This is a genomic window from Pseudomonas sp. R5-89-07, from assembly GCF_003851685.1.
Lineage (GTDB): Bacteria > Pseudomonadota > Gammaproteobacteria > Pseudomonadales > Pseudomonadaceae > Aquipseudomonas.
On sequence record NZ_CP027727.1, the window covers coordinates 1372493 to 1395311 of the forward strand.

Annotated in this window: 30 protein-coding genes; 24 read left to right on the plus strand and 6 right to left on the minus strand. The window is 59.6% G+C overall.

The window, feature by feature from the left end:
- Window positions 1-232 precede the first annotated feature (232 nt).
- The 4 genes from fdxA to C4J94_RS06230 all read right to left on the minus strand — a co-directional run bounded on the left by fdxA (window position 233) and on the right by C4J94_RS06230 (window position 4327).
- Complete coding sequence (gene fdxA, locus C4J94_RS06215; RefSeq protein WP_124385371.1) at window positions 233-556, minus strand: ferredoxin FdxA; 324 nt, start codon at window positions 554-556, stop codon at window positions 233-235.
- A 142-nt stretch (window positions 557-698) separates the two neighbouring features.
- Window positions 699-3290, minus strand: coding sequence for a DNA mismatch repair protein MutS (gene mutS / locus C4J94_RS06220; RefSeq protein WP_124385372.1), 2592 nt, complete (start codon window positions 3288-3290; stop codon window positions 699-701).
- Between the two features lie 184 nt (window positions 3291-3474).
- Window positions 3475-3846 carry a hypothetical protein gene (locus C4J94_RS06225; RefSeq protein ID WP_124385373.1) on the minus strand — a complete coding sequence of 124 codons (372 nt, stop codon included), beginning with the start codon at window positions 3844-3846 and terminating at the stop codon, window positions 3475-3477.
- Window positions 3839-4327, minus strand: a complete 489-nt coding sequence (locus C4J94_RS06230; RefSeq protein WP_124385374.1) for a Panacea domain-containing protein — start codon at window positions 4325-4327, stop codon at window positions 3839-3841. The genes C4J94_RS06225 and C4J94_RS06230 overlap by 8 nt, the downstream gene beginning before the upstream one ends.
- 255 nt (window positions 4328-4582) lie before the next feature.
- On the opposite strand from C4J94_RS06230, the gene C4J94_RS06235 reads away from it, so the two are divergent.
- The 24 genes from C4J94_RS06235 (at window position 4583) to recX (ending at window position 20851) form a co-directional block, all read left to right on the plus strand.
- A complete protein-coding gene (locus C4J94_RS06235) occupies window positions 4583-5326 on the plus strand; it encodes an XRE family transcriptional regulator (RefSeq protein WP_177413476.1) in 744 nt (247 codons plus the stop codon).
- Window positions 5327-5916: 590 nt separating this feature from the next.
- On the plus strand, window positions 5917-6255 hold the full coding sequence (locus C4J94_RS06240) for a phage holin family protein (protein WP_124385375.1): 339 nt from the start codon (window positions 5917-5919) through the stop codon (window positions 6253-6255).
- A gap of 19 nt (window positions 6256-6274) precedes the next feature.
- Window positions 6275-6790, plus strand: a complete 516-nt coding sequence (locus C4J94_RS06245) for a hypothetical protein (RefSeq protein ID WP_124385376.1) — start codon at window positions 6275-6277, stop codon at window positions 6788-6790.
- A 3-nt stretch (window positions 6791-6793) separates the two neighbouring features.
- On the plus strand, window positions 6794-7402 hold the full coding sequence (locus C4J94_RS06250; RefSeq protein WP_124385377.1) for a phage baseplate assembly protein V: 609 nt from the start codon (window positions 6794-6796) through the stop codon (window positions 7400-7402).
- Window positions 7403-7414: 12 nt separating this feature from the next.
- On the plus strand, window positions 7415-7747 hold the full coding sequence (locus C4J94_RS06255) for a phage baseplate protein (RefSeq protein WP_124385378.1): 333 nt from the start codon (window positions 7415-7417) through the stop codon (window positions 7745-7747).
- Window positions 7744-8739, plus strand: a complete 996-nt coding sequence (locus C4J94_RS06260) for a baseplate J/gp47 family protein (RefSeq protein ID WP_124385379.1) — start codon at window positions 7744-7746, stop codon at window positions 8737-8739. The genes C4J94_RS06255 and C4J94_RS06260 overlap by 4 nt, the downstream gene beginning before the upstream one ends.
- Window positions 8736-9464: a phage tail protein I gene (locus C4J94_RS06265; protein WP_124385380.1), complete on the plus strand. Its 729-nt coding sequence runs from the start codon at window positions 8736-8738 to the stop codon at window positions 9462-9464. Before C4J94_RS06260 ends, C4J94_RS06265 begins: the two co-directional genes overlap by 4 nt.
- Window positions 9461-9991, plus strand: a complete 531-nt coding sequence (locus tag C4J94_RS06270; RefSeq protein ID WP_124385381.1) for a hypothetical protein — start codon at window positions 9461-9463, stop codon at window positions 9989-9991. The genes C4J94_RS06265 and C4J94_RS06270 overlap by 4 nt, the downstream gene beginning before the upstream one ends.
- An 83-nt stretch (window positions 9992-10074) precedes the next feature.
- Complete coding sequence (locus C4J94_RS06275) at window positions 10075-10692, plus strand: hypothetical protein (RefSeq protein ID WP_124385382.1); 618 nt, start codon at window positions 10075-10077, stop codon at window positions 10690-10692.
- Window positions 10693-10953 (plus strand): phage tail assembly chaperone, encoded by a 261-nt coding sequence (locus C4J94_RS06280; RefSeq protein WP_256657657.1) that lies wholly within the window; start codon window positions 10693-10695, stop codon window positions 10951-10953.
- An 87-nt stretch (window positions 10954-11040) separates the two neighbouring features.
- On the plus strand, window positions 11041-11214 hold the full coding sequence (locus C4J94_RS27555) for a hypothetical protein (RefSeq protein ID WP_164485557.1): 174 nt from the start codon (window positions 11041-11043) through the stop codon (window positions 11212-11214).
- Window positions 11215-11216: 2 nt separating this feature from the next.
- Window positions 11217-12383: a phage tail protein gene (locus tag C4J94_RS06285; protein ID WP_124385383.1), complete on the plus strand. Its 1167-nt coding sequence runs from the start codon at window positions 11217-11219 to the stop codon at window positions 12381-12383.
- Entirely contained in the window at window positions 12383-12889 is a 507-nt protein-coding gene (locus C4J94_RS06290; protein WP_124385384.1) for a phage major tail tube protein, read from the plus strand. The genes C4J94_RS06285 and C4J94_RS06290 overlap by 1 nt, the downstream gene beginning before the upstream one ends.
- A 165-nt stretch (window positions 12890-13054) precedes the next feature.
- Window positions 13055-13636, plus strand: a complete 582-nt coding sequence (locus C4J94_RS06295) for a phage tail assembly protein (RefSeq protein WP_124385385.1) — start codon at window positions 13055-13057, stop codon at window positions 13634-13636.
- Window positions 13633-13758, plus strand: coding sequence for a hypothetical protein (locus tag C4J94_RS27775; RefSeq protein ID WP_256657658.1), 126 nt, complete (start codon window positions 13633-13635; stop codon window positions 13756-13758). Before C4J94_RS06295 ends, C4J94_RS27775 begins: the two co-directional genes overlap by 4 nt.
- A 6-nt stretch (window positions 13759-13764) precedes the next feature.
- A complete protein-coding gene (locus tag C4J94_RS06300; protein WP_124385386.1) occupies window positions 13765-15984 on the plus strand; it encodes a phage tail tape measure protein in 2220 nt (739 codons plus the stop codon).
- Complete coding sequence (locus C4J94_RS06305) at window positions 15984-16367, plus strand: phage tail protein (RefSeq protein ID WP_124385387.1); 384 nt, start codon at window positions 15984-15986, stop codon at window positions 16365-16367. The genes C4J94_RS06300 and C4J94_RS06305 overlap by 1 nt, the downstream gene beginning before the upstream one ends.
- Window positions 16360-16572, plus strand: a complete 213-nt coding sequence (locus C4J94_RS06310; RefSeq protein ID WP_124385388.1) for a tail protein X — start codon at window positions 16360-16362, stop codon at window positions 16570-16572. The genes C4J94_RS06305 and C4J94_RS06310 overlap by 8 nt, the downstream gene beginning before the upstream one ends.
- Window positions 16573-16581: 9 nt before the next feature.
- A complete protein-coding gene (locus tag C4J94_RS06315; protein WP_124385389.1) occupies window positions 16582-17583 on the plus strand; it encodes a contractile injection system protein, VgrG/Pvc8 family in 1002 nt (333 codons plus the stop codon).
- Window positions 17584-17605: 22 nt separating this feature from the next.
- Window positions 17606-18163: a glycoside hydrolase family 19 protein gene (locus C4J94_RS06320; protein ID WP_124385390.1), complete on the plus strand. Its 558-nt coding sequence runs from the start codon at window positions 17606-17608 to the stop codon at window positions 18161-18163.
- Window positions 18151-18651, plus strand: coding sequence for a lysis system i-spanin subunit Rz (locus tag C4J94_RS06325; protein ID WP_124385391.1), 501 nt, complete (start codon window positions 18151-18153; stop codon window positions 18649-18651). Before C4J94_RS06320 ends, C4J94_RS06325 begins: the two co-directional genes overlap by 13 nt.
- 81 nt (window positions 18652-18732) lie before the next feature.
- Window positions 18733-19233: a CinA family protein gene (locus C4J94_RS06330; RefSeq protein WP_124385392.1), complete on the plus strand. Its 501-nt coding sequence runs from the start codon at window positions 18733-18735 to the stop codon at window positions 19231-19233.
- Between the two features lie 83 nt (window positions 19234-19316).
- On the plus strand, window positions 19317-20375 hold the full coding sequence (recA, locus tag C4J94_RS06335; RefSeq protein WP_124385393.1) for a recombinase RecA: 1059 nt from the start codon (window positions 19317-19319) through the stop codon (window positions 20373-20375).
- Window positions 20376-20383: 8 nt separating this feature from the next.
- On the plus strand, window positions 20384-20851 hold the full coding sequence (gene recX, locus C4J94_RS06340; RefSeq protein WP_124385394.1) for a recombination regulator RecX: 468 nt from the start codon (window positions 20384-20386) through the stop codon (window positions 20849-20851).
- Window positions 20852-20913: 62 nt separating this feature from the next.
- Here the strand turns inward: recX and C4J94_RS06345 are convergent, their stop codons facing one another.
- Together C4J94_RS06345 and C4J94_RS06350 are read right to left on the minus strand one after the other, a co-directional pair.
- The gene (locus tag C4J94_RS06345) at window positions 20914-22026 is read right to left on the minus strand and encodes a TIGR00730 family Rossman fold protein (RefSeq protein ID WP_124385395.1); all 1113 of its coding nucleotides are present in this window, start codon (window positions 22024-22026) and stop codon (window positions 20914-20916) included.
- Between the two features lie 294 nt (window positions 22027-22320).
- Window positions 22321-22755, minus strand: a complete 435-nt coding sequence (locus C4J94_RS06350; RefSeq protein WP_124385396.1) for a PA3611 family quorum-sensing-regulated virulence factor — start codon at window positions 22753-22755, stop codon at window positions 22321-22323.
- Window positions 22756-22819 lie beyond the last annotated feature (64 nt).

Sequence of the window (22819 nt, forward strand, 5' to 3'; positions counted from 1 at the left end):
GACTCTCTAACATCAGCCCTGTGTCCACGGATTGGCACGGCCATCAAGGAACGATGGTTCGAAGGAATGTCGCAGGATGCGATTCATCAGGATGATGAAAAGGAATACAGGGACTAGGGAAAAAATGTGGGCGGGTCATACCGCCCCTTTTTTCGCCTGTAGAAAAGTGAAACCGGCCACATAGAAACGCAAAAAGGCCCGCAAGGGGCCTTTTTATAGGGCGACGACGCTATCAGCGTTCGAGGTGTGCAATCTTACCTTTTTTGCCGTCCCACTCCGCTGCATCGGGCATCGGGTCTTTGCGCTCGGTGATGTTCGGCCAAATTTCCGCCAGCTCAACATTCAACTGAATAAATTCCTGCATCTCTGCCGGGACTTCGTCCTCGGAGAAAATCGCAACGGCCGGGCATTCTGGCTCACACAGGGCGCAGTCAATGCACTCGTCCGGGTGGATGACCAGGAAATTCGGGCCTTCGTAGAAGCAGTCCACCGGACACACTTCTACGCAGTCGGTGTATTTGCACTTGATGCAGTTGTCGGTGACGACGAAGGTCATTTCTAATTTTCTCCTCAGGCGGCGGCAGCGAAACCCTTTATGGCAGGGCTCGCGAGGTTCGGGAGCGATAGTCTGCAGGCCCGGCTAAAAGCCCACAGCATCCCAAACCGCGCGAGAGTCTACCAGCTTGCAAGCGTCTGCGTTATATCCGAGTCTTCAGTGCATATAACATTTCGAGCGCTTTGCGCGGCGTCACGTCATCCAGATCAAGCTTAGCCAACTCATCCAGTACCGGATGAGGCAGGCTGGCGAACAGGTCGCTCTGGTGCGGCGCGGCGGTTTTTTTGCTGGCCTTGGCAGGGCTGGCGACCATGGTTTCATGGGGCAGCGCCGTGGTTTCCAGACGGCTGAGGTGCTCGCGGGCGCGGGTGATGACATCCGTCGGCACGCCGGCCAACTGTGCGACCGCCAAGCCGTAGCTCTGGCTGGCCGGGCCCGGCAGCACATGGTGCAGAAACACAATGCGCTCATTGTGCTCGGTGGCATTGAGATGCACGTTGGCTACCAGTGGCTCGCTTTCCGGCAAGACGGTCAGTTCGAAGTAATGGGTAGCGAACAACGTATAGGCGCGCAAATGTGCCAGGCGCTCGGCCGCCGCCCATGCCAGCGACAAGCCGTCGAACGTGCTGGTGCCGCGCCCCACTTCGTCCATCAGCACCAGGCTGCGGTCGGTGGCGTTATGCAGAATGTTGGCGGTCTCGCTCATTTCCACCATGAACGTCGAGCGCCCACCGGCCAAATCGTCGCTCGAGCCGATCCGGGTGAAAATCCGGTCCACCAGGGACAGCTCGCAACTGGCCGCCGGCACGAAACTGCCGATGTGTGCCAGCAGCACGATCAATGCAGTCTGGCGCATATAGGTCGATTTACCGCCCATGTTCGGACCGGTAATCACCAGCATGCGGGTATCGTCGTCCAGCGACAGGTCGTTGGCGACGAACGGCGTGGTCAGCACCTGCTCTACCACCGGATGGCGTCCCTGCACGATGCGCATGCACGGTTCGCTGATAAACCGCGGGCAGTTCAAATCCAGGTTCAGCGCACGTTCCGCAAGGTTGCTCAGCACATCCAGCTCCGCCAGGGCGGCTGCGGTGTCTTGCAGCGGTGCCAGGCGGCTGATCAAGTCTTCGAGCAAGGCTTCATAGAGCATTTTTTCCCGCGCCAGGGCACGGCTCTTGGCCGACAGCGCCTTGTCTTCGAACGCTTTGAGCTCTGGGGTGATAAAGCGCTCGGCGCCTTTGAGGGTCTGGCGACGTTGATAGTCGATAGGCGCGGATTCGGCCTGCTTGCTTGGCAGCTCGATAAAGTAGCCGTGCACACGGTTGTAGCCGACCTTAAGGTTGGCCAGCCCAGTGCGGGCTTTTTCCCGCGCCTCCAGGTCAATCAGGAATTGCCCGGCGTTTTCGCTCAGCGATTGCAGTTCGTCCAGTTCACTGTCGTAGCCGGTTTTCAGAACACCGCCATCACGGATGATCGCCGGCGGGTTATCGATAATGGCCTTTTCCAGCAGCGCCGCGAGGTCCGGATAGGTGCCGGCGGTGGCGGCCAGCTGTTGCAGGTGCGCAGTGTCCAGCTCGGTCATCGCCGCCTGCAGTTGTGGCAGAGCACCGAGGGCATCACGCAGGCGCGCCAGATCACGTGGGCGCGCATTGCGTAGGCCGATTCGCGCCAGGATGCGCTCTATGTCCCCGATTTCTTTCAACTGCGGCTGCAGCTTTTCAAAGCGATAGCCGTCCAGCAGGCAGGTAATGGACGACTGACGCGCCTGCAGCACACTCAGATCGCGCAATGGACGGTTCAGCCAACGGGTCAGCAGGCGGCTGCCCATGGCGGTCTGGCAGCGGTCGACCACCGACTGCAGGGTGTTGTCACGCCCGCCCGCCAGGTTGGTATCCAGTTCCAGGTTGCGACGGCTGGCGCCGTCCAGTACCACGGTATCGTCCAGACGCTCATGGCGCAGGCTGCGCAAGTGTGGCAAGGCAGTGCGCTGGGTTTCCTTGGCATAACTGAGCAAGCAGCCGGCCGCGCCGATGGCCAAGGTCAAGGTCTCACAGCCGAAGCCCTTGAGGTCCTGCACGGAGAATTGCTGACACAGACTTTTCAGTGCCGAATCGCGCTCGAAATCCCACGGCGCACGCCGCTTGGTCCCACGTCGCTTCTCTGCCGGCAGGTCCTTGGGCCAATCGTCCGGGATCAGCAGCTCCACCGGATTGATACGCTCCAACTCCGCCAGCAGGTTCTCCCAGCCCTTGATCTCCAGCACGCTGAAATTGCCGCTGGTGATATCCAGTACCGACAGTCCGAACAAACGCTCATCACCCAGAACCGCCGCGATCAAGTTATCGCGGCGCTCATCGAGCAGCGCCTCATCACTCACCGTGCCCGGTGTAATAATGCGCACCACCTGCCGCTCCACCGGCCCCTTGCTGGTCGCCGGGTCGCCGATCTGCTCACAGATCACCACCGACTCGCCCAGTTTCACCAGCTTAACCAGATACCCTTCCAGCGAATGGTAAGGAATCCCACACATCGGAATCGACTGCCCCGCCGACTGCCCGCGGGCGGTCAAGGTGATGTCCAGCAACTTGGCGGCCTTCTTCGCATCCTCATAGAAGATCTCGTAGAAATCGCCCATGCGATAGAACATCAACTGATCAGGGTGCTGGTTCTTCAGGCGCCAGTACTGCTGCATCATCGGGGTGTGGGAGGATAGATCGGAGGTGTTTTTACTCATTGGGTAATAGGCAAGTTCGTTGAAAGTGATGGGGCAAAGGGGGCGCTTGGCCCAGCATTTTTTGCGATGGCGGCAAGGTTAACACGCAAGGTCGAGGGTTCGCAGGTTGCAAAAAAACCAGGTACTACGCGGGAAGAAAAGCGGCTGTGCATTAAAGGTGCATGAAGTGCCGTCTGTAGAGGCTTTACTTTGACCTGCGGCCGCTGGCAGGGAACAAACCTCTGATAACCCCAAGGAAAGCCGCAAACAGATTGATCGAAGTTGCAGTGGTGATGGCCATCAATACGTTATCCGAGAACGGCGCTTTACCGGAGTAATACGTCGACCAGCCATTCCATACCAGGAGGACTGCCCAGAAGATCACGCCGCAGGCAGCAAACCAAAAGGCGCGTCCCGCATATTTCTTGCGCAACTGCCTTTCGGCTTTCTGGTCTTTCAGATTCTGGTTTCTTTCATCGTCGGTGCCTATGGCTTGCTCGCCACCGGCTTGGGAGTCCTGGTCAGGCCCTGCCACGGGGGGCAGGGTGAGTTCCAGATTGTCGAGTTCTTCACTCACGGATGCGGCTCTTTGGATGAATGAGTGCTGCCATGTCTTCCCAGTCAATGGCGGAACCGTCGGCGCCCTTGAGGGCCCAGGCTGTGCCGTCCTCATGCGAAAGGTTGGACAGTTGAGTGCCAGACCATTTGCCGTATTTGTTAATGATCCGGTCAATCAAACGATGGGTGTAGGTATCGCTTTCAGGAACCCTCGGTGTAACGAAGACAACGTCTTCGGCGTCGGGCTTCAGGTTGCTGAGCAGCGACGTCACCGGGCGATTACCGTAAGATTTCAACTCATGGTACAGCGATGGAATCACCGGGCCATATTGCCAGCGGGCAAAGTGGTCATCCATAAGCGGTTGATCCCGCTCGCGCAGGTGCCAGGACTGGGTATAGAACAGCAGTTTTTGCAGCTTCATTGGCGTCAGGCCTGAAAGCTTGCCTTCCTTCGCGCGTTCAATGAAGGCGTTAGCGACAGCTAGAGCTGAATAAGCCATGAGCACCTCCGGCGTTGCTGGCTAAGTTATTACAGAGCTTTATACATAGGCCCTGAATTGTCGATAAGCAAGGGCGACTGTCAATCTGTGCCCTGTTACATCCCGTTGCGCTTTGGGTATATCGAGCTGCACGAGATAATAGAGGTAGATTAACTGTTCGTATATACAGTATTTTGTTTCAGGCTCATCGGAATCGGCTGTTTAATGCATAAATATGCGATTTAGCATTTGCAAAGCTCAAAAACTCTCGTCACTATCCGCTTTATGCAAAAACGCAACGTTTCTATCGTCTTGAAAGAGCTGCTGGATCGCGACCGAATCTCTCCCACGGAGCTTCATCGGCGCACTGGCGTGCCTCAATCCACCCTGTCCCGGATCCTCAGCGGCAAGATCGTTGATCCGTCGGACAAACACATCTCTCGCATTGCCGAGTACTTTGGCGTGAGCACCGATTACCTGCGCGGGCGCGCAGCTGTTGGGGCTTTGCGCGATGATGGGCGCGACCCGATGCATTCGGAACTCAAGGACATAAGCCTGTGGGACGACGACACGCCCGTTAATGATGACGAGGTGTCGATCCCCTTTCTGCGCGAGGTTGAATTGGCTGCTGGATCAGGAAGATTCGTCATCGAGGAAAGCGAAAAGGCCAGCCTGCGCTTTGGAAAGCGCAGCCTGCGGCACAACGGCGTGCAGTTCGATCAGGCCAAGTGCGTGACGGTGCGTGGCAACAGTATGTTACCGGTGCTGCGCGATGGCGCGACGGTGGGGGTCAATGCCGGCAAGAGCGGGATTGGTGACATCGTCGATGGTGACCTCTATGCCATCAACCACAATGGCCAGCTGCGGGTTAAACAGCTCTACCGCCTGCCTTCCGGGATTCGCCTGCGCAGCTTCAATCGCGATGAGCATCCGGATGAAGACTACAGCTTCCAGGATATCCAGGATGAGCAGATCAGCATCCTCGGTCATGTGTTTTGGTGGGGCATGTACGCCCGGTAACCTCCTTACGTAAGACAAAGCCCGCCATCGAGCGGGTTTTTTTTCGGCTTTAAAAAACCGGCAACCCCTGTGGCTGCTGGCCTTCTATGCGCTGGCGCATTTCAATAGCCAAAATAAATGCATTTACGCATTGACTGTATATGCATACATGCATATTCTTCATCTCAAGCCAGCCAACAAGGCCTGGTGGAGGCGGCAAGGATGCTGCCAAGGAAGACAAGGAAGGCACGCAATACCGGCAAGGACGCCATCGAAGCGATGGCAGGGATGCCAGGCAACACCGGCAAGGATGCCGACGCTCTTTAGTAGTACCGCTTCAAAAACAGGCAGCGATGAACCGGCCTTGACGGTTCAGAGGGTTGGCAACTGACCCGGGTGTGCAGCGTAAAGCACCAGAAGCAGTTATCCGGCAGACAGGGATCGTGGTCGGAAAAACATTGAGGAAAGGACCGTACCGCGCCAGTAGCGCCGACAGTCCGAGGACATCATTACTGAAAAGCCCGGGCAACCGGGCTTTTTGGAATGCCTACCTATCGAAGTATGTGCAATTGAAAAAAACGGACTATCAGTGCTCAGCCAGGAGGCGTGACATGACAAACGAACAACAAGCGTTAGCGGAAATGCCCATCTGGCTGGTGATCATATTGGCCTTGATCGGCGGGGTTTCCGGTGAAATGTGGCGGGCCGACAAGGAGGGCGCCCGCGGCTGGTCGCTGATTCGGCGCCTGGCACTGCGCTCCGGGGCGTGCATGGTATGTGGGGTCTCGGCCTTGATGCTGTGTTACGCCGCCGGTATGTCGATCTGGACCGCCGGCGCCATTGGCTGCCTCACCGCCATGGCCGGTGCAGACGTGGCCATCGGCCTTTATGAGCGCTGGGCGGCCAAGCGCATCGGGATCAACCAAGGTTCCCGCCAGGACCCGCAGTAATCGCAAGGACGCTACTCACATGACCTTTATCGAAAAGCCATCCCAACTGCCCCAAGCCATCGGCGTGGCGCTGCATGCGGCCTTCCCGGACCTCAGGGTCGGTAGCCACCAGGACTTCCAGGGCGACGGGGAAAACACCGGCGTGATGGTCGCGGTTGAAGGTAACGGCCCGGGCATTCGTTCCCGCGAAGGACGCAAGGCCCACGTCCTGAGCATTTCGCTCAAGGCCATGGTTGCCCCCGGTGCATTGCCGTTCGATGCCTGCGACCTGGCCAGCCAGTTGATGGACCTGGTGCTGGATAACCGTTGGAACCTGCCTCAGTCCCAGTGCGATTTGCCCGCGAACATTGTAGCTGCGCCCTCTATGCGCACTGCAGCGGCAACGGACTATGACACCTGGACTGTGTCCTTCACCCAAACCCTCTACCTCGGACCTGCGTTGCTCAACGATCCTACAGGCCAACCGCTGTTCGCCTGCACCTGGGACGTCTTGAGCATCGACGACCCCGACCAATACAAGCCACTGGCGGAGTAGCCCATGTTCGACGCGCTGTTACGTATGCAACTGGGGCCTATCGTCGAGCGCCTGGCGGAGATGGAAGCCCAGCTCGAAGACCTCTACCGGCGCGCTGAAAGCTTCTGCCGGATTGGCGTTTGCCAGCAGGTCGACGCCGCCAGCAATACCTGCAGGGTCAGCCACGGTGAGTTGCTGACGCCGGCTATCCGCTTTTTCAACCCCAGCGCCGGTGCGCAAACCGAAACCCGTATCCCTTCAGTAGGCGAACAATGCCTGCTGCTCAACTACGGCGGTGGGGAAGGGGGCTCGCAGTCCGTGGCTTTGTTCGGCCTCAACAGTAGTCTTTTTCCGCCGGTCTCCACTGTTCCCTCGTTGACCCGGCGGCGCCATCAAGACGGCACGCAAAGCGATTACGACGACGCCAGTCACACCTTCAACTGGGCCAATGGGCCGACGACGTTCAGCGGCTCCCGCGAGCAGGTCGACCTCAAGGTCGGCGCCGCCAGCCTGACCCTCAATCCGCAGGGCATCACGCTGCAGATCGGTGGCACCGCATTGCTGCTGGATGCTGGCGGTGCTCACTTCAGCGGCCCGGTGATAGACCAACAGGGTCGGGTCATCAGCCCGTGACAAGGACATCCCATGATCGGTATCGATCGCAACACCGGGGCAGCCGTCGATGACTGGCTGCAATTCGTGCAGCGCGCCACCCGAGCGCTGACCACACCCATCGGTACGCGGCAGAAGCGTCCGCTGTATGGCTCGCTGATTCCGCAGCTGCTCGGGCAAAACCTTGGCGATGACCTGCTGCTGCTCGCCCAGAGCCATGCCGCCCAGGCGTTCTATAACGCGCAGAACGGCATCGGCGACTTTCAGCCCCAGGTCATCGTTGCCACCCGCCAGGGCGCCGGGCTGCTGCTGCGTTTTGCCGGCACCTGGAAAAACCGCCAACAATCCTTTGAGGTCGTGACATGAGCATGCTGATCCCTGGCCAGAACCAGCTGGCCGAGCCGGCGATTATCGCGGTCGATGAGTTCGAGCCGCTGTTGGCCGAATTCAAGACGTTCGTGGTCGATTACGTCGCCACCCGGGCGCCGCAAAGCGCGGCAAAACTCAAAGTCAGCCTCGACAACGAAAGTGAGCTACTGACATTGGCGCTTGAGGCGTTTTGCGTGCGCTTGCAAACCCACGAGCGTAAATACAATGCGCGTATCAAGCAGATGCTGGCGTGGTGGGCGACCGGCAGCAACCTGGATGCGCGCCTGGCGGACATGGGCCTGGAACGCCAAGTGCTCGATCCCGGCGACCCGGCGGCTTTCCCGCCCGTGCCGCCGACGCTGGAAAGCGACGACGACGCCCGCTTGCGTTACTACCTGGCACCCCACGCTCCGGCCGCGGGCTCGCGGATGCAGTATCGCCGCGAAGTATTCACCCTCGGCGAGCGACCCACCGTAAAGGTTCAGAGCGCATCGCCGGGTGTGGTGACGGTCAACTACACCTTCGACCCGGACGGCTATGCGGCTCAGGTCAAGGATGGCAATGGCCGCCGCACCGCGCCCGGCGAGGTGATGGTCACCGTGCTGTCTCGTGAGGGCGACGGTACCCCGTCTGCGGATTTGCTTGACGGTGTACGACGACATTTCGCACGGCCCGATGTACGGCCGGAAACCGATCTGGTCGCGGTCCAGGGCGCACAGATTCAGCCTTACAAGATCCGCGTCATCGCCAAGATCAACGCCGGCCCGGACTCGGGCCTGACCCAGGTGGCGGCGCAGCAGCTGCTGCAAAACTACGCTGATTCCTGTCATCGCCTGGAAGGGCGCGTCGACCCCAGCTGGATCGACTACGCCATCCACAGTGCAGGGGCGGCGCAGCTGCAAATCCTTGAACCGCTGGTGCCGATTGTCAGCAGTGCGTTCCAGGCCCCGTATTGCACGGGTGTCGAGGTGGAGGTGCGTACGCTATGAGTGAATCCGACGCGAGTTTGTTGCCGGCCAACAGTTCACCGCTGGAAAAGGCTCTGGACCTGGGTTTCGGCAAATTGCTTGAGCGAGTCACGCCGCCGTTTCCAGCGCTGATGAACCCATTGCAAACCCCCAGCGAATTTCTGCCTTACCTGGCCGCCGACCGGGGTGTCAGCGAATGGGATGCCGACGCCAGCGAATCGGAAAAGCGCCTGACCGTGGCCTTGTCCTGGCAGATCCAGCGCCAGGCCGGCACGCCCAAGGCCTTGAGTTATGCCGTGGAGTCACTGGGCTTCACCCCCAATATCAGCGCCTGGTATCAGCAGCGGCCAATCGGCACACCTTATACCTTCGACGTGCAGGCGATCATTGGGCGCAGTTGGTCCAGTGGCGATCACAACCGGCTGATCCGTCGCATCAACGCAGCCAAGAGCGAGCGGGACCAGGCCACGATTACCGTCGTGCATGAAACCACCCAGGGCCTGCGACTGGCCGGCGCGGCTGATCCTGGGTTGAGCATCGGCGAAGACAGCCCTCCCGGCGCCTTGCCCGAAGTGAAGCTACACGGTGCGTTCTCCCTCAACAGCGCCGCTCATATCCCCCTGAGCGATGGCGAGCTGCTGCTTGAAGGCGTGCTGCCGGAACTCGGGCTTGGCGCCCGGCTAAACGGTGCCGGGGTTGCCCGGCACCACACCATTAACGACTACGACCTCAGGGCGCAGCCATGACAGATGACATCACGCGCCTGGTGCGCTTCACCTCCAAGGGTTTGGATGAAGTGCTGCAGGCAAAGAATCAGGGCCTCAAAGGCGAAATCACCCACATCGGCGCCGGTACCGGCCGCTACAACCCCGACGGCACGGAAGAGGCCTTGCGCGATGAGCGCCAACGGGTCGCCATTGTGGATTACGAAGACCTGGGCGAACGCCAACTCCGCATGGCCGCGCTGTTCGACGGCGACGATGAGTACGAGATTGGCGAGTTCGGCTTTTACCTCGCCAGCGGGACCTTGCTGGCGGTGTATTCCGTGGCAGGGAAGTTGCTGACGTATAAAGCGGCGGCGGCTCGGGTACTGCAGAAGTTCACGCTGGATATTTCGCCGTTGCCGGTGGATAGCGTGACGGTAATTGTAGGGTCGGAAAACCTGAATATCTTGATAGCTGAAGAGTTGGCGTCGGTGGCGTCGGCAAATATTGATAATATGGCTCGTCATCTTGATGTGCTGTTTCGCGTCATGAAACTTGAGTCTAAATAGGGCTTGGCGTTAATCAATAGGTAGCTGTTCTATGGCTTTCTATGACGCCATGTCCACTGGGGATAAACAAGGGAGTAAATATTTTGAGCACGGAAACGCAAATTGCAAGTCTTGTCCAGGCTTCTAATAGTCTGACAAATGCTGTAAATGGTAAAATTGGTTCTATAGATGCACGAATGGATCAGGCGCGCGCAGAGTTTGATCAGTTTCGTTCTCTCAAAGATGTTGTAGGCGAAGCGGGTGCGCCCGGTACGTTGCTAATGAGCGTCTTCCAAGGCCTTATTTGGGGAACAGGCGCCCCTTATGACGTCGGCGCAACGGGCGGGATGGTTGCCACGGACTTGGGGTCCTCGATGAATGTGTACGCGCATTTCAAATTGCCATTCTCAATTAACACCGATGATCAGATGTTTTGGCTGAATGTTCGTGGCTACAGTTACGGTAGTTCGCTGGTGCTCGATGAAACTTTCGCAGGTTATGTTTATTCGCCTCAGCGAGCAGTGCTTAATCAGTCATGTTTCGGAAAATTTGACCCTGCTATTTATGCCGACGCTGCTGGTAATGCTGTTTGTAGGATTAAGATCCCTAATGTGTATGTGACTTCGCTACGAATTGATACGATGCAGATCGGCCGCTATCGGTCGATTAAACTTGGGGATATCAAGTCAAAACTTTCTCTTTCTCCGACGGTGGAATTTTAAATGAGCGACATTTCTATGGATGTTTTTCCTTCTCTTGTGGTTAGTAAAGAGGGGTTGGAGCTTTTGGAGTGGTCTTCCATTCGAGTTCGTCGTGATCGACTGTTGCGCGACACCGATCACACCCAAGTTCAAGACAGCCCCCTAACTGACGTCCAGCGTGCTGAGGCCGCTACATATCGAAAATTGTTGCGAAACGTCCCGCAAGATGTAGGAGATCCCTTCACCGTTGTATGGCCAGACAAGCCAAGTTTTCTCAAATAAAGATGACCGCGAAAGCGGTTTTTTTTCGCCCCCCCAAAGCCCCTCCCCGCAGGGGCTTTGGCGTTTCTCACCCGGAGAATCCTACCCATGCCCACCCGCCAAACCTACACCGTCCTTATCCCTTTCCCCATCGGTAACGGCCATTGGTCTACCGCTGGCGAGGAGCTGGAACTGCTGGACGTCGAAGCATCCGCGCTGCGCATCGCTGGCCGTCTGGAACTGACCAGCGTCCTCAACTCCACCCCCAAGAAGGCTGACTAATCATGGCTGAGGTTTTGAACTTCGAGCACAACGGCATCACTGTGAATGCCACCGAATCTCCCGAGGCCATGGGTGGCCTGGGCGATAACGTCATTGGCCTGGTGGGTACCGCCCCCAACGCCCATGCCTCTATCCCCAAAAACGCCCCGTTCCGCATCAACAGTTTCACCACGCAGGCGTTGCTGGACCCTACCGGTACCGAGTCGGGCACGCTGTTTCAGGCGGTGTACCAGATCCTCAAAGTGGTGAAGGTGCCGGTCTATGTGGTTATCGTCGAAGAAGGCGCCACCCCGGCTGACACGGTCAACAACGTGATCGGCGGCAACGACCCCGTCACCGGTCGCAAACTTGGCCTGGCGGCCCTGAGCAGCGTACCTGAAGACCTGACCATCATCGGCGCCCCAGGCTTCACCGGCACCAAGGCCGTGGCCGGCGAGTTCGCCGCCTTCGGCAAGCGCATCAAGGCCCGTGTGGTGCTGGATGGCAAGGACGCTTCGGTCGCTGATCAAGTGACGTACAGCGGCGAACTGGGCGGTGCCGACCTCGGCTTCGACCGTTGCCTGCTGGTGCACAACATGCCGTCGGTGTACTCCAAGGCGGCGAAAAAGAATGTGTTCCTGTCGCCGTCTTCGTTGGCCATCGCCGCGCTTGCCAAGGTCAAGCAATGGGAAAGCCCAGGTAATCAGGTGACCTTCGCCGAAGACGTTTCCCGCGTCGTCGAGTACAACATCCTCGACACTTCCACCGAAGGCGACCTGCTCAACCGTTACGGCGTGAGCTACTACGCGCGCACGGTTCTCGGCGGTTTCTCGCTGCTGGGCAACCGCTCCATCACCGGCAAGTTCATCAGCTACGTCGGCCTGGAAGACGCCATCAGCCGCAAGCTGGTCAAGGCCGGCCAGAAGGCCATGGCCAAGAACCTCACCAAGTCCTTCATGGACCAGGAGGTCAAGCGCATCAACGACTGGCTGCAAACCCTGATCGCCGACGAAACCATCCCTGGCGGCAGCGTGTACCTGCACCCGGAGTTGAACAGCGTCGAGAAGTACAAGAACGGCACCTGGTTCATCGTCATCGACTACGGCCGCTACGCGCCGAACGAACACATGGTTTATCAACTCAACGCCCGCGATGAAATCATCGAGCAGTTCCTGGAGGACGTTCTCTAATGTTTACCAACCGAGTCAGACAGGCCATTGCGGCCACCCTTCAAGGCCTGCCGTTGTCGGCCACGGTCGATTCCTTTACGCCGCCGAAGATCGAGTTCGAAATGGACGCGATGACCGGCGGGCGCTTTATCGCCGAGGAGGTGGCCAAAAGCGCCAAGGTGCTGGGCGCAACCCTGGTGCTGCAAGGAGTTGGCGCACAAGTGTTGTTGGCGCTTGGCGTCACGCAGGGTGATGACATCCTGTTGAACGTGCGAGAAGCCGGTCAGGACCAGGATGGCAAGACCTACTTCACCTACCACACCGTGGGCGGCAAGTTGAAGTCACTGACCGAAACTGCGCTGACGATGAATGCCAAGCCCGTCACCACCCTGGAACTGTCCTGCCGCACCTATAACCGCCTGGAAAACGGTATTCCGGTGATCGACATCGACGTGCGCACCCAGAAGTTCGTGCTCAACGGTGTCGACATCCTCGGCGATGCCCGCCGCGCGGTGCTGATGCCTTAACGGCTACCGCAGCCCAAAGCGGGCACGGTCAATGTAGGAGCCGGGCTTGCCCGCGATGCAGGCGACGCAGTTTGCCTGCAGTACCCAGGCGATACCCGCTCCCACATTCACTGCGCCCACCTCGGCCCGTTGATGCGTTTCAATAGATAAACAAGGAATTGCCCCATGGCCTGGAAGCCTGCGCTACATACCCTGCTGTCCCCGATCACCGCCGACACCGGTGCCGTGATCGAGCAGATTCAACTCAAGCCGTTGTTCTACGCGCCACAGAAAGAAGCCCTGGCACGCGCCGGTGACGACGAGGATGACCAGTTCTTCGAACTGGCGAAACTCGCCACCGGCCTGTCGGAAAAAGAACTGGACCAACTCAAGCGTCCGGACTACGTAAGCATTGCGCAATACGTACACGAGATGTCGACCCAGCCTGCATCGTTCTTTCTCGATCAAGCTGCTGTGCCGCGCGAATCGTTGACGGCCGAGCAGGTCGCGCTGCTGCTTCCCCTTCAAGCGAGCGGTCGCACCCTTACTCACATCGCCCTGGAAATGCCTGCGCTGCGCGCCACCAAAGTGATGAAAAAACTGCCCACCAACAAAGAGCGTGCCGAGTTCATCACCGCTCATTGCGCCGGCCTGATGATTCCTGACCTCGCCGGCCTGACCGTGCCCGACTGGACCGAACTGCAGGGGCTCATCGACGATTTTTTAAACAAACCGGCGGACTTCTTTCGGAGCGCGACATCGAAGTGATCCTCGATGTAGTGCCGCTGGTTTACTCGGTAAACGAAGCGGAAATTCTCGATTGGGACGCCGGCAAAGCCTTGCGCCGCTACGACATCGCGATCAGTCGCCTTGGCGTCAAACAGGAGTAGAGCGGGATGGCAGACAGTAATCACGCGGCTGAGTCAGCCATCGTCAAGGACGACCCGCTGACTCTGGGCCCACTGGAAAAAAGTGGTGCGCAGGCCAGCCTCAAACCTATCGCACAAACGCTGTCGAGTTCGTCCGAGGCTGTGCCGGGCAGTACTGGCAACCTGGCGTTGGCATTGGCCGATGCCAGCCTGGAGATCAACCTCTTGGCCACCGGCCAGGCGCGGCTGGTGGACACGCTCGAGCTGTTCAACGCCTCGTTGCTCAAACTGATGGACGCTCGGCAAATCGACGCCGCCGATGCGGCGGGGGCGAGCGATACACCGGCCCATAAGGCGGCTGATACGGGCACACCGTCGCAGGCACTGGACGCCGCGATGACCGACCTGGACCAGCTGTTGCAGTTCGCCGCGCGCGAGCGCAAGACGATGCGCGAAGCCAACCTTGCCATGGCATCCGAGCCGATGGTGGCGGCCAGTGGCGCGAGCGCCGTTGACCTTGCGAAGGTCGAGTATGTGGCCGCCAAGTCGGGTATCGGCAGCGACCGGGTTGACGCGGCTGGCAATATTGACAAGGCCGGGCGCCAGGCAGACTTGCAACAGTTCGCCCGCGACGCCGCAATAATGGCGACGGCCTTCAAGATTGATATCAAGAATGCCGGCGAACTCATGGGGGGCTGGCGCGAGTCGATGCACCTCGACCGTGCACAAACCCTGGATTTGGCCGACGCCACAAACGTGTTGGGCAATGTGGTCACGCTCAAGGCCGAGTCGGCGGATATCGCGGCGATCGTACAACACCAGGGCGCTGCCGCGACGCAGGCGGGCATGAGCCCCGCGCAGGCGGCGGCGCTGTCGGCGGCGTTGCTGAGCGCGGGTAACAGCAAAGGCGCTGCAGGCCTCGGCCTGGAAAAAATCAGTACCGCCCTGGCTAAAGGCGACAGCGCCTCCCCTGGGCAGCGCAGTGCCTGGGCAGCGCTCAAACTTGATCCCGAAGCCTTGGCTGTCGGGATGAAACACGATGCTGCGCAGACCCTGGTGACCGTGCTGCAAGCGCTCAAGTCGCAACCGGCGCAAAGGCAGGCGGCGCTGGCGACGCAACTGTTCGACGGTAACCAAACGATTCTGAGCCTGGTACCGACCATCGACCGCGTGAAGCAGGCTTTTTCGCTGGTGGCCGAACCCTCCAGCTACGCCACCTCGGCGCTGGGGGATCAGAGCTCTGTTGCCCGCCTGGCAGCGGTTCGCGCCGATTCCACCCAGGCACGCCGGCAGGCTTACGAGGCCAGCACGACTCGCCTGGACACCGCCACCGACGCCGCCTTGGCGCCCCTTGTGGATACCTCGCTGACGGCGATGACCGGTTTGGTCAATGCTGTGAGCTGGTTGGCCGAAGCCCTGCCTCAGGCCACCGCCGCGGTCACGTTGGCAGGTGCTGCGCTGGGGCCTTTGATTGCCGGCGTGTTCGACGCCGTGAAAGACAAGGTATTTGAAAAGGTCGCGGGGAAAATTTTTGGCGAGGGTGCTGCCGGCGGCAACTCGCCCACCCGCCCGCAGCCCTCTGCGGGTAACGACGCACCTACAGGCAAGCGCACGCAGGATTCGGCGCCCCAGAGCCCGGGTAAAGCGGGGCGGGTCAGCAAAATTACCAGACGGGTTTCGTCGGGGTTGTTGCTGGCAAACGCCGCAGTCGACGTCGTCCAAGGCGCGCGGTCGGGGAATCTGAGCGAAGCGGTTGGCACTAGCGTGGGCTCGATAGGCGGCGGCGTCGCCGGTGGTTTTGCCGGTGAATTCGCCGGCATGGCGCTGGGCCGAGCGGTGGGTACGCTAGCGGGGGCGGTGATCGGTTCGGTGGTACCGGGTGCCGGCACCGTGCTGGGTGGTGTGATGGGCGGCGTTGCCGGTGGTGCCATCGGCAAGGTGGTTGGCGGTGCCGTGGGGACGTTCGTCGGCAGCGACGTGGGCGCCTGGCTGGCTGAAAAAGTCATGGGCTCCGAGGATCGCTTGCCGCCTCCGTCGCAGGTCAGCGACACCCTCACCAACCCTCAAGCCGATAACCGCCAAATCAACTTCGCTCCGCAAATCACTATCAACGCGCCGGAACAAGCCAGCTATGAACAATTGGCGACGCTCGTGGTGCAACAGATCGAAGCGCAATTTACGCCGCTGTCGATGGATAACCTGCTGGCGACGCGACGTGGTTCGGCACTCACCGATGGAGCTGTGTGATGCGACAACAGATGGTGCTGGGTACTTTTATTTTCGGGCTGTCACGCGGGTTCGCCTACGACACCCTTGATCGTGGAAGCACGGGTGGCTGGGTCAGCCTGGACATCATTGCCGGCAAGCCCAAGTCCAGCCAAGTGGGGCAGGGCCTCGAAACCTTGACCCTGGGCGGCAAGGCGGTGCGTGCCAAGGGCATGCAGCGCCTGGATGAGTTGCGTGCCCTGCAAGATCTGCGGGCACCGTTGCCGCTGGTGGACGGCTTGGGACGTAACTGGGGATTGTGGACGATCAAGTCGGTCAACGAAAAACAAGCCGGCGTGATCGACGACGGTACCGCAATGGCGATCGGTTGGTCGCTGGTATTGGAGGAGTTCGTCAATGCGTAGGGTCCGAAGTATTGCTGGCGACTCGGTGAACCTGCTGCTCTATCGAGAGCTGGGGCGTTGTGATGATGCCGCGGAGGAAGCGCTGTGGCGCTTGAATCCGGAACTGGCGGAAAAAGGCGCGGTATTGCCCGCAGGCGTCAGCGTGCTGGTGCCTGAACTGGCGGCGCAGCCGGTCGCGAACCGGCCGGTTTCAGCCTGGGATTAAGGAGCGATCATGGCACTTGGATTCACACCCGCAGTGGAGCTTTATGGCGCCAATGCCGCGTTGTTCAACGAGCGGCTAGTGGAATGGGAACATACCGACGTAGCCGGATTTGTATCCGACCAACTCAAGTTGACCCTGGATATCGAGGGCCTTGAAGGCTTGCCCGATCTGGGCGGGAAGATCGGTTTGCGCGTGGGTTACCTTGAGTCCGGCCTGGTGGATAAGGGCGTCTTCACGATCACTCAGCGTACACCGTCACTCTTCCCGATGCGGCTGGCGCTGGTGGCCACCGCGGCACCGTTCGATGAGCCCTCCTTCAAGCAGCGCCGCACCGCTAGCCATGGGCCGATAACCCTGGGCGCACTGTTTCGCCAATTGACCAGCCGCTACGGGTTTTCCCCGCGTGTGGCGCCTGAACTCGATGGCGAGCAGATCGCGCACATCGATCAGACCAATGAAAGCGATATGGCTTTTCTGACCCGGCTGGCCAAGCGCTTCGATGCGGTGGCCAAGCCTGTCGACGAGCTGTATGTGCTGGGGCGCAAAGGCCAGGTCAAGTCGTTGTCGGGCAAGGCGCTGCCGGATGTGCGGTTGTCCGTAACCCATGACAATCGCCCGGGTGACCGCGCGTTCATCAGCGCCAAGCTTACCGAAGACAGTCGCGCCAAATACAGCGGCGCCCAAGCGTCCTGGTGGGATGCGGCGGCCGGCAAAAAGCAGGTCGTGGACGTGGGCATCGCACCCTTCAAGATAGTCACTCAGCGCTACCAGAGCGAAGACGAAGCGCGCTCGGCTGCGCAGGGCGAGATGCGGCGCGTGTGGCGAGAAGGGCTGCTGATCGATGTGGTATGTCCCGGTAATCCGTCGTTGGCCGCTGAAGGGTTGCTGCTGCTGGACGAGTCATGGCCGGGCTTTATGCAGGGGCGCTGGTCGATCAAGAAGGTGACGGCCAGCGGTAAACGAGCAGGCGGCTACCGGTGCACGATCCAGGCCAGCGGTTTGTCGGTGTAGACACTTATTCAGAGTAAAGCCAATGCTGATGACACTTGCCCAGCTTCTGGGTGTGATGCCTGGGGCCCGCCTTCGAGCGGGCATTTTTTTGTCCCCTTTAAACGCAGCCTTCGTTCGGTACGAGATTAGCAATGCCAAGCGCATCGCCGCCTTCCTCGCCCAAGTCGGCCATGAATCCGCCGAACTGCGCTACGTGCGTGAACTCGGTAGCGACCAGTACCTCAGCAAGTACGACACCGGCACCCTGGCTGCACGCTTGGGCAATACCCCCGAGGCGGATGGCGATGGCCAGAAATACCGGGGGCGGGGGCTGATTCAGGTCACTGGTCGCCGTAACTACCTGTCTTGCAGCCAGGCTTTGTTTGGCGATGATCGCCTGCTGCAACAACCGCAACTGCTGGAGCAGCCCGAATGGGCCTGCGAGTCCGCCGCCTGGTTCTGGCAAACCAACGGCCTCAACGAATTGGCCGACAAGGACCAGTTCACCACCATCACCCGGCGCATCAACGGTGGCTTGAACGGGCTGCAGGACCGATTGCAATTGTGGGAGCGGGCGAAGGCGGTGTTATGCGTTTCCTAGACTTGTGGCGTTGGGTTGGCGTTTGTCTGCTGCTTGCGCTGGTCTGGCAAGTTCAGGCCTGGCGCTATGGTGCGCAGCTTGAGCGTCAGGCGGCCGGGCATGCGTTGGCGCTCAGCCAGCAGAGTCAGGCCGCGTTCGCGCAGCAACAGGCAGACAAGCACAAACGCCTGGCCCTGGAGCAGCAACTCAGCGCCAACGACCAACACCATGCTCAGGAGTTGAGCGATGCCCAACGTAACCAAGCGGCTCTGCGCGACCGTCTGGCCACTGCTGATGTGCGGTTGTCAGTCCTTCTCGACGCCACCGACACCGCCAGCTGCGCTGCGCTGCCCACCTCCGCCACCCCCGGCGGCGTGGTTCATGCAGCCACACGAGCCCGACTTGACCCGGCGCATGCTCAACGAATTATCCGCATCACCGACGACGGCGATAACGCCCTGATCGCCTTGCGTGCCTGCCAGGCCTATGTGCAGGCCGTCGCGCGTTAGTCTTTTGATGCATTCTGCAACTTGCATGGCCGATGGGCTGCTGTAGGGTAGGCGAACCACCGCCCATTCCTGGAGACGACCGTGAAGGAAATCACTCAACTGGCTGCTGAACTGGGGCGCCGTTTGCAGGTGCTCAATGCCCACGTCACCACCGCCGAGTCCTGCACCGGCGGCGGTATTGCCGAAGCCATTACGCGGATACCGGGCAGTTCGGCGTGGTTCGAGGCGGGCTACGTCACCTATTCCAACCGGCAGAAGACCCGGCAATTGAATGTGCCGGAAAAGCTGTTTGCCAAAGTCGGCGCCGTCAGCCAGGACGTGGTGGAAGCGATGGTGCGGGGGGCGCAGGAAAAAAGCCTGGCGCGCTTTGCCGTGGCGGTCAGCGGCGTGGCGGGCCCGGACGGTGGCTCGCCGGACAAGCCGGTGGGCACGGTGTGGCTGGCGTTTGGCGTGGGAGAGGAGGTCACGGCCGAGCTTGCGCACTTTCCCGGCAACCGCGATGAGGTCCGCCGACAAACGGTAAAGGCCGCACTGGAGGGCTTGTTGCGACGAGCTGCAGCAGAAATAGACAATCAGGGGTAGGCGATCTTCGATCTTTGTGGAACAATACTGTCTACTTATACAGGTGTTGGCCGTCAGGCCTTATTGATTACGTGAGGACTTTAATGGACGACAACAAGAAGAAAGCCTTGGCTGCGGCCCTGGGTCAGATCGAACGTCAATTCGGCAAGGGTGCCGTAATGCGTATGGGCGATCACGACCGTCAGGCGATCCCGGCTATCTCCACTGGCTCTCTGGGTCTGGACATCGCGCTCGGCATTGGCGGCCTGCCAAAAGGCCGTATCGTTGAAATCTACGGTCCTGAATCTTCCGGTAAAACTACCCTGACCCTGTCGGTGATTGCCCAGGCTCAGAAAATGGGGGCTACCTGCGCGTTCGTCGACGCCGAGCACGCCCTGGATCCTGAATACGCCGGCAAGCTGGGCGTCAACGTTGATGACCTGCTGGTTTCCCAGCCGGACACCGGCGAGCAAGCCCTGGAAATCACCGACATGCTGGTGCGCTCCAACGCCATCGACGTGATCGTGGTCGACTCCGTGGCGGCGCTGGTACCGAAGGCAGAAATCGAAGGCGAAATGGGCGACATGCACGTGGGCCTGCAAGCCCGTCTGATGTCCCAGGCGCTGCGTAAAATCACCGGCAACATCAAGAACGCCAACTGCCTGGTGATCTTCATCAACCAGATTCGTATGAAGATCGGTGTGATGTTCGGCAGTCCGGAAACCACCACCGGTGGTAACGCGCTGAAGTTCTACGCTTCGGTCCGTCTGGATATCCGCCGTACCGGCGCGGTGAAAGAAGGTGACGAGGTTGTCGGTAGCGAAACCCGCGTTAAAGTCGTGAAGAACAAGGTAGCTCCACCTTTCCGTCAGGCAGAGTTCCAGATTCTGTATGGCAAGGGTATCTACCTGAATGGCGAGATGATCGACCTGGGCGTGCTGCATGGTTTCGTCGAGAAGTCCGGTGCCTGGTATGCCTATAACGGCAGCAAGATCGGTCAGGGCAAGGCCAACTCGGCCAAGTTCCTGGCGGACAACCCGGATATCGCCGCCACGCTTGAGAAGCAGATTCGCGACAAGCTGCTGACCCCTGCGCCCGACGTCAAAGCCGCTGCCAACCGCGAGCCGGTTGACGAGATGGAAGAAGCCGACACTGACGTCTGAAGCAAACGATGACTGTTGTACTGGATACACTGGTCGCCGTTCGGCGCACTGCGATGGACCTGCTCGCACGTCGCGAGCATGGTCGAGTCGAGCTGACGCGCAAATTGCGTCAGCGCGGCGCAGAGGCTGAAATGATCGAAACAGCCCTCGACCGTTTGACGGAAGAGGGGCTGCTGTCAGAGTCCCGATACCTCGAAAGCTTTTTATCCTACCGCGCACGCTCCGGTTATGGCCCTGCGCGAATTCGCGAAGAGTTGAGCCAGCGAGGCCTGCAACGTGCCGATATCGACCTCGCCTTGCGTGAGTGCGGTATCAGTTGGCAGTCGCAGTTGGAAGAGACCTGGCGCCGCAAGTTTTCAGGTCATCTCCCTATGGATGCTAAAGAGCGCGCCAAGCAAGGGCGTTTCCTGAGTTATCGCGGGTTTTCGATGGACATGATCAGTCGCTTGTTAAGCGGCAGAGACATGGATGACTGAGCGCCACAAAACGAAAGGCCCACTATGAAAATAGTGGGCCTTTTTTTTCGTCTACAGAAAACTCACGCGGGCTGTGGCGCCACGCGCTGTTGCGCCTCGTCCTGAGACTGAACCCAATTTTCCGGCAAGTTGATGTAGTCCACTAGCTCGCGCAACCGGCCCTGATCGCGGCCGTTGAAGTTGAATACCAGCCGGGTCAAATGGCTGAACCTCGGTTCGTCATGGTCTTCACCGGTGTAGGCAAGCTGCTGGAACGCTCCGCTCAGCCGCAGGCTGGCGAATTCATCCTGCAAATGGGCCAGGGCGTGATCACTGAGCGGATGATTCATGCGGACTACAAACTCGCGCTTCAACCAGCGCGTGGAGTGGAAGTTGGCATAAAACCGGTTGATCTCATCCACTGCTTCTTCTGCGCTGTATACCAGGCGTATGAGCTTGAGATCGGTCGGCAGGATGTAGCGATTAGCCTCCAACTGGCTGCGGATAAAGTCCAGGGCGCCTTGCCAGAAGCCGCCGCCCGGTGCGTCCAGCAAGACCACTGGCACCAGCGGGCTTTTGCCGGTCTGGATCAGGGTCAGCACTTCCAGGGCTTCGTCCAGGGTGCCAAAACCACCTGGGCACAGGACCAGCGCGTCAGCTTCTTTGACGAAGAACAGTTTGCGGGTAAAGAAGAAGTGGAAGGACAGCAGGTTGTCGGTGCCATCGATGGTCGGATTGGCATGCTGTTCGAACGGCAGTGTGATGTTGAACCCCAGGCTGTGTTCCAGGCCCGCGCCTTCATGCGCCGCAGCCATGATGCCACCGCCACCGCCGGTGATAACCATCATGTCGGAGCGCGCCAACGTCGCACCGACTTCTCGAGCCAATGCATACAGCGGGCTTTCTATTGGCGTACGTGCCGAGCCGAATACCGTGACTTTACGTCGCCCCTTGAACTGTTCGAGTACACGAAAGGCATGATCAAGCTCACGTATGGCGCGCAATGTGATCTTGGCGTTCCAACGATCACGGTCGTCCCGGGCCATGCGCATAACAGTGAGGATCATGTCGCGATATAAGGGAATATTGGGGCTGTCGGGGGCGATCAGCTGGAGTTGCGCGTCAACCTGCTGTGTGAGGTCAGTGCCGTTTTGTTCAAACAGTTCGAGCAGAGGGTCATTCGATTCATCAGGCATTCAACTTCTCCTTCTTCACAGGGCCTGGGTAGCCGACGAGAGTCGGCAGGCGCCACGACACTGTATGTGTCGCTATTTGCCGCGGGAGGGCAGGCCTCTTTTGCCCTGAAAATGTTACAGCGCAGCATCGAATACTGCTGAGGGCGGGCGGATGGAATGAGGTGATCATGGGCCGAAAAACCCTTGGCTGGCAACCGCTTATTGGTCACTCGTCATGGCGTTTAGTCGTAAGCGGGTGTAAGAACGGGGGAAGTGCGCGCCGCAAGGCAGCGACGCGCGAAAGGCAGGCCAGGGTTACTTTTTCTTCTTGGCTGGAGCGGGGCAGTCGGCTTCGGCGAATTTTACCGAGGCTACAGGACGGTTGGTCTTGTTCTCGGTGATTTCGTAGCGCATCACCGCGCCCTTCGCCATCAGTTCGCGGTAGCCTGGGTTGGTGCATACGCTGCGGCCCAGCTGGAAATACACGGCCTTGGGGTTGGCACGCATCTGTTCGGCGCGGTCAGGCAGCACGCTGAGATGATCGATCAGTTGCATGCCTTCCACGGTGTAGGCCACTTCCAGGGTTTTTTCATCGATTTCCCGGGGCAGGTCCTTGTTGCTTTCGGCCGCGACGCTTTGTAGCTTGCGGTTCATTTGCGCCTCCAGCAGCGAGGCTGCGTGGGCGCCCATAGGCAAGGCCAGCGCAATAGCGACGGATGGGACAACGAGGCGCAGCATGGAACGCAGCATCAAACTCTCCTGATTCGGTTACTGGTGCATAGACCAGCCACTGCGCTGTGCGTTCAGTGGCGCG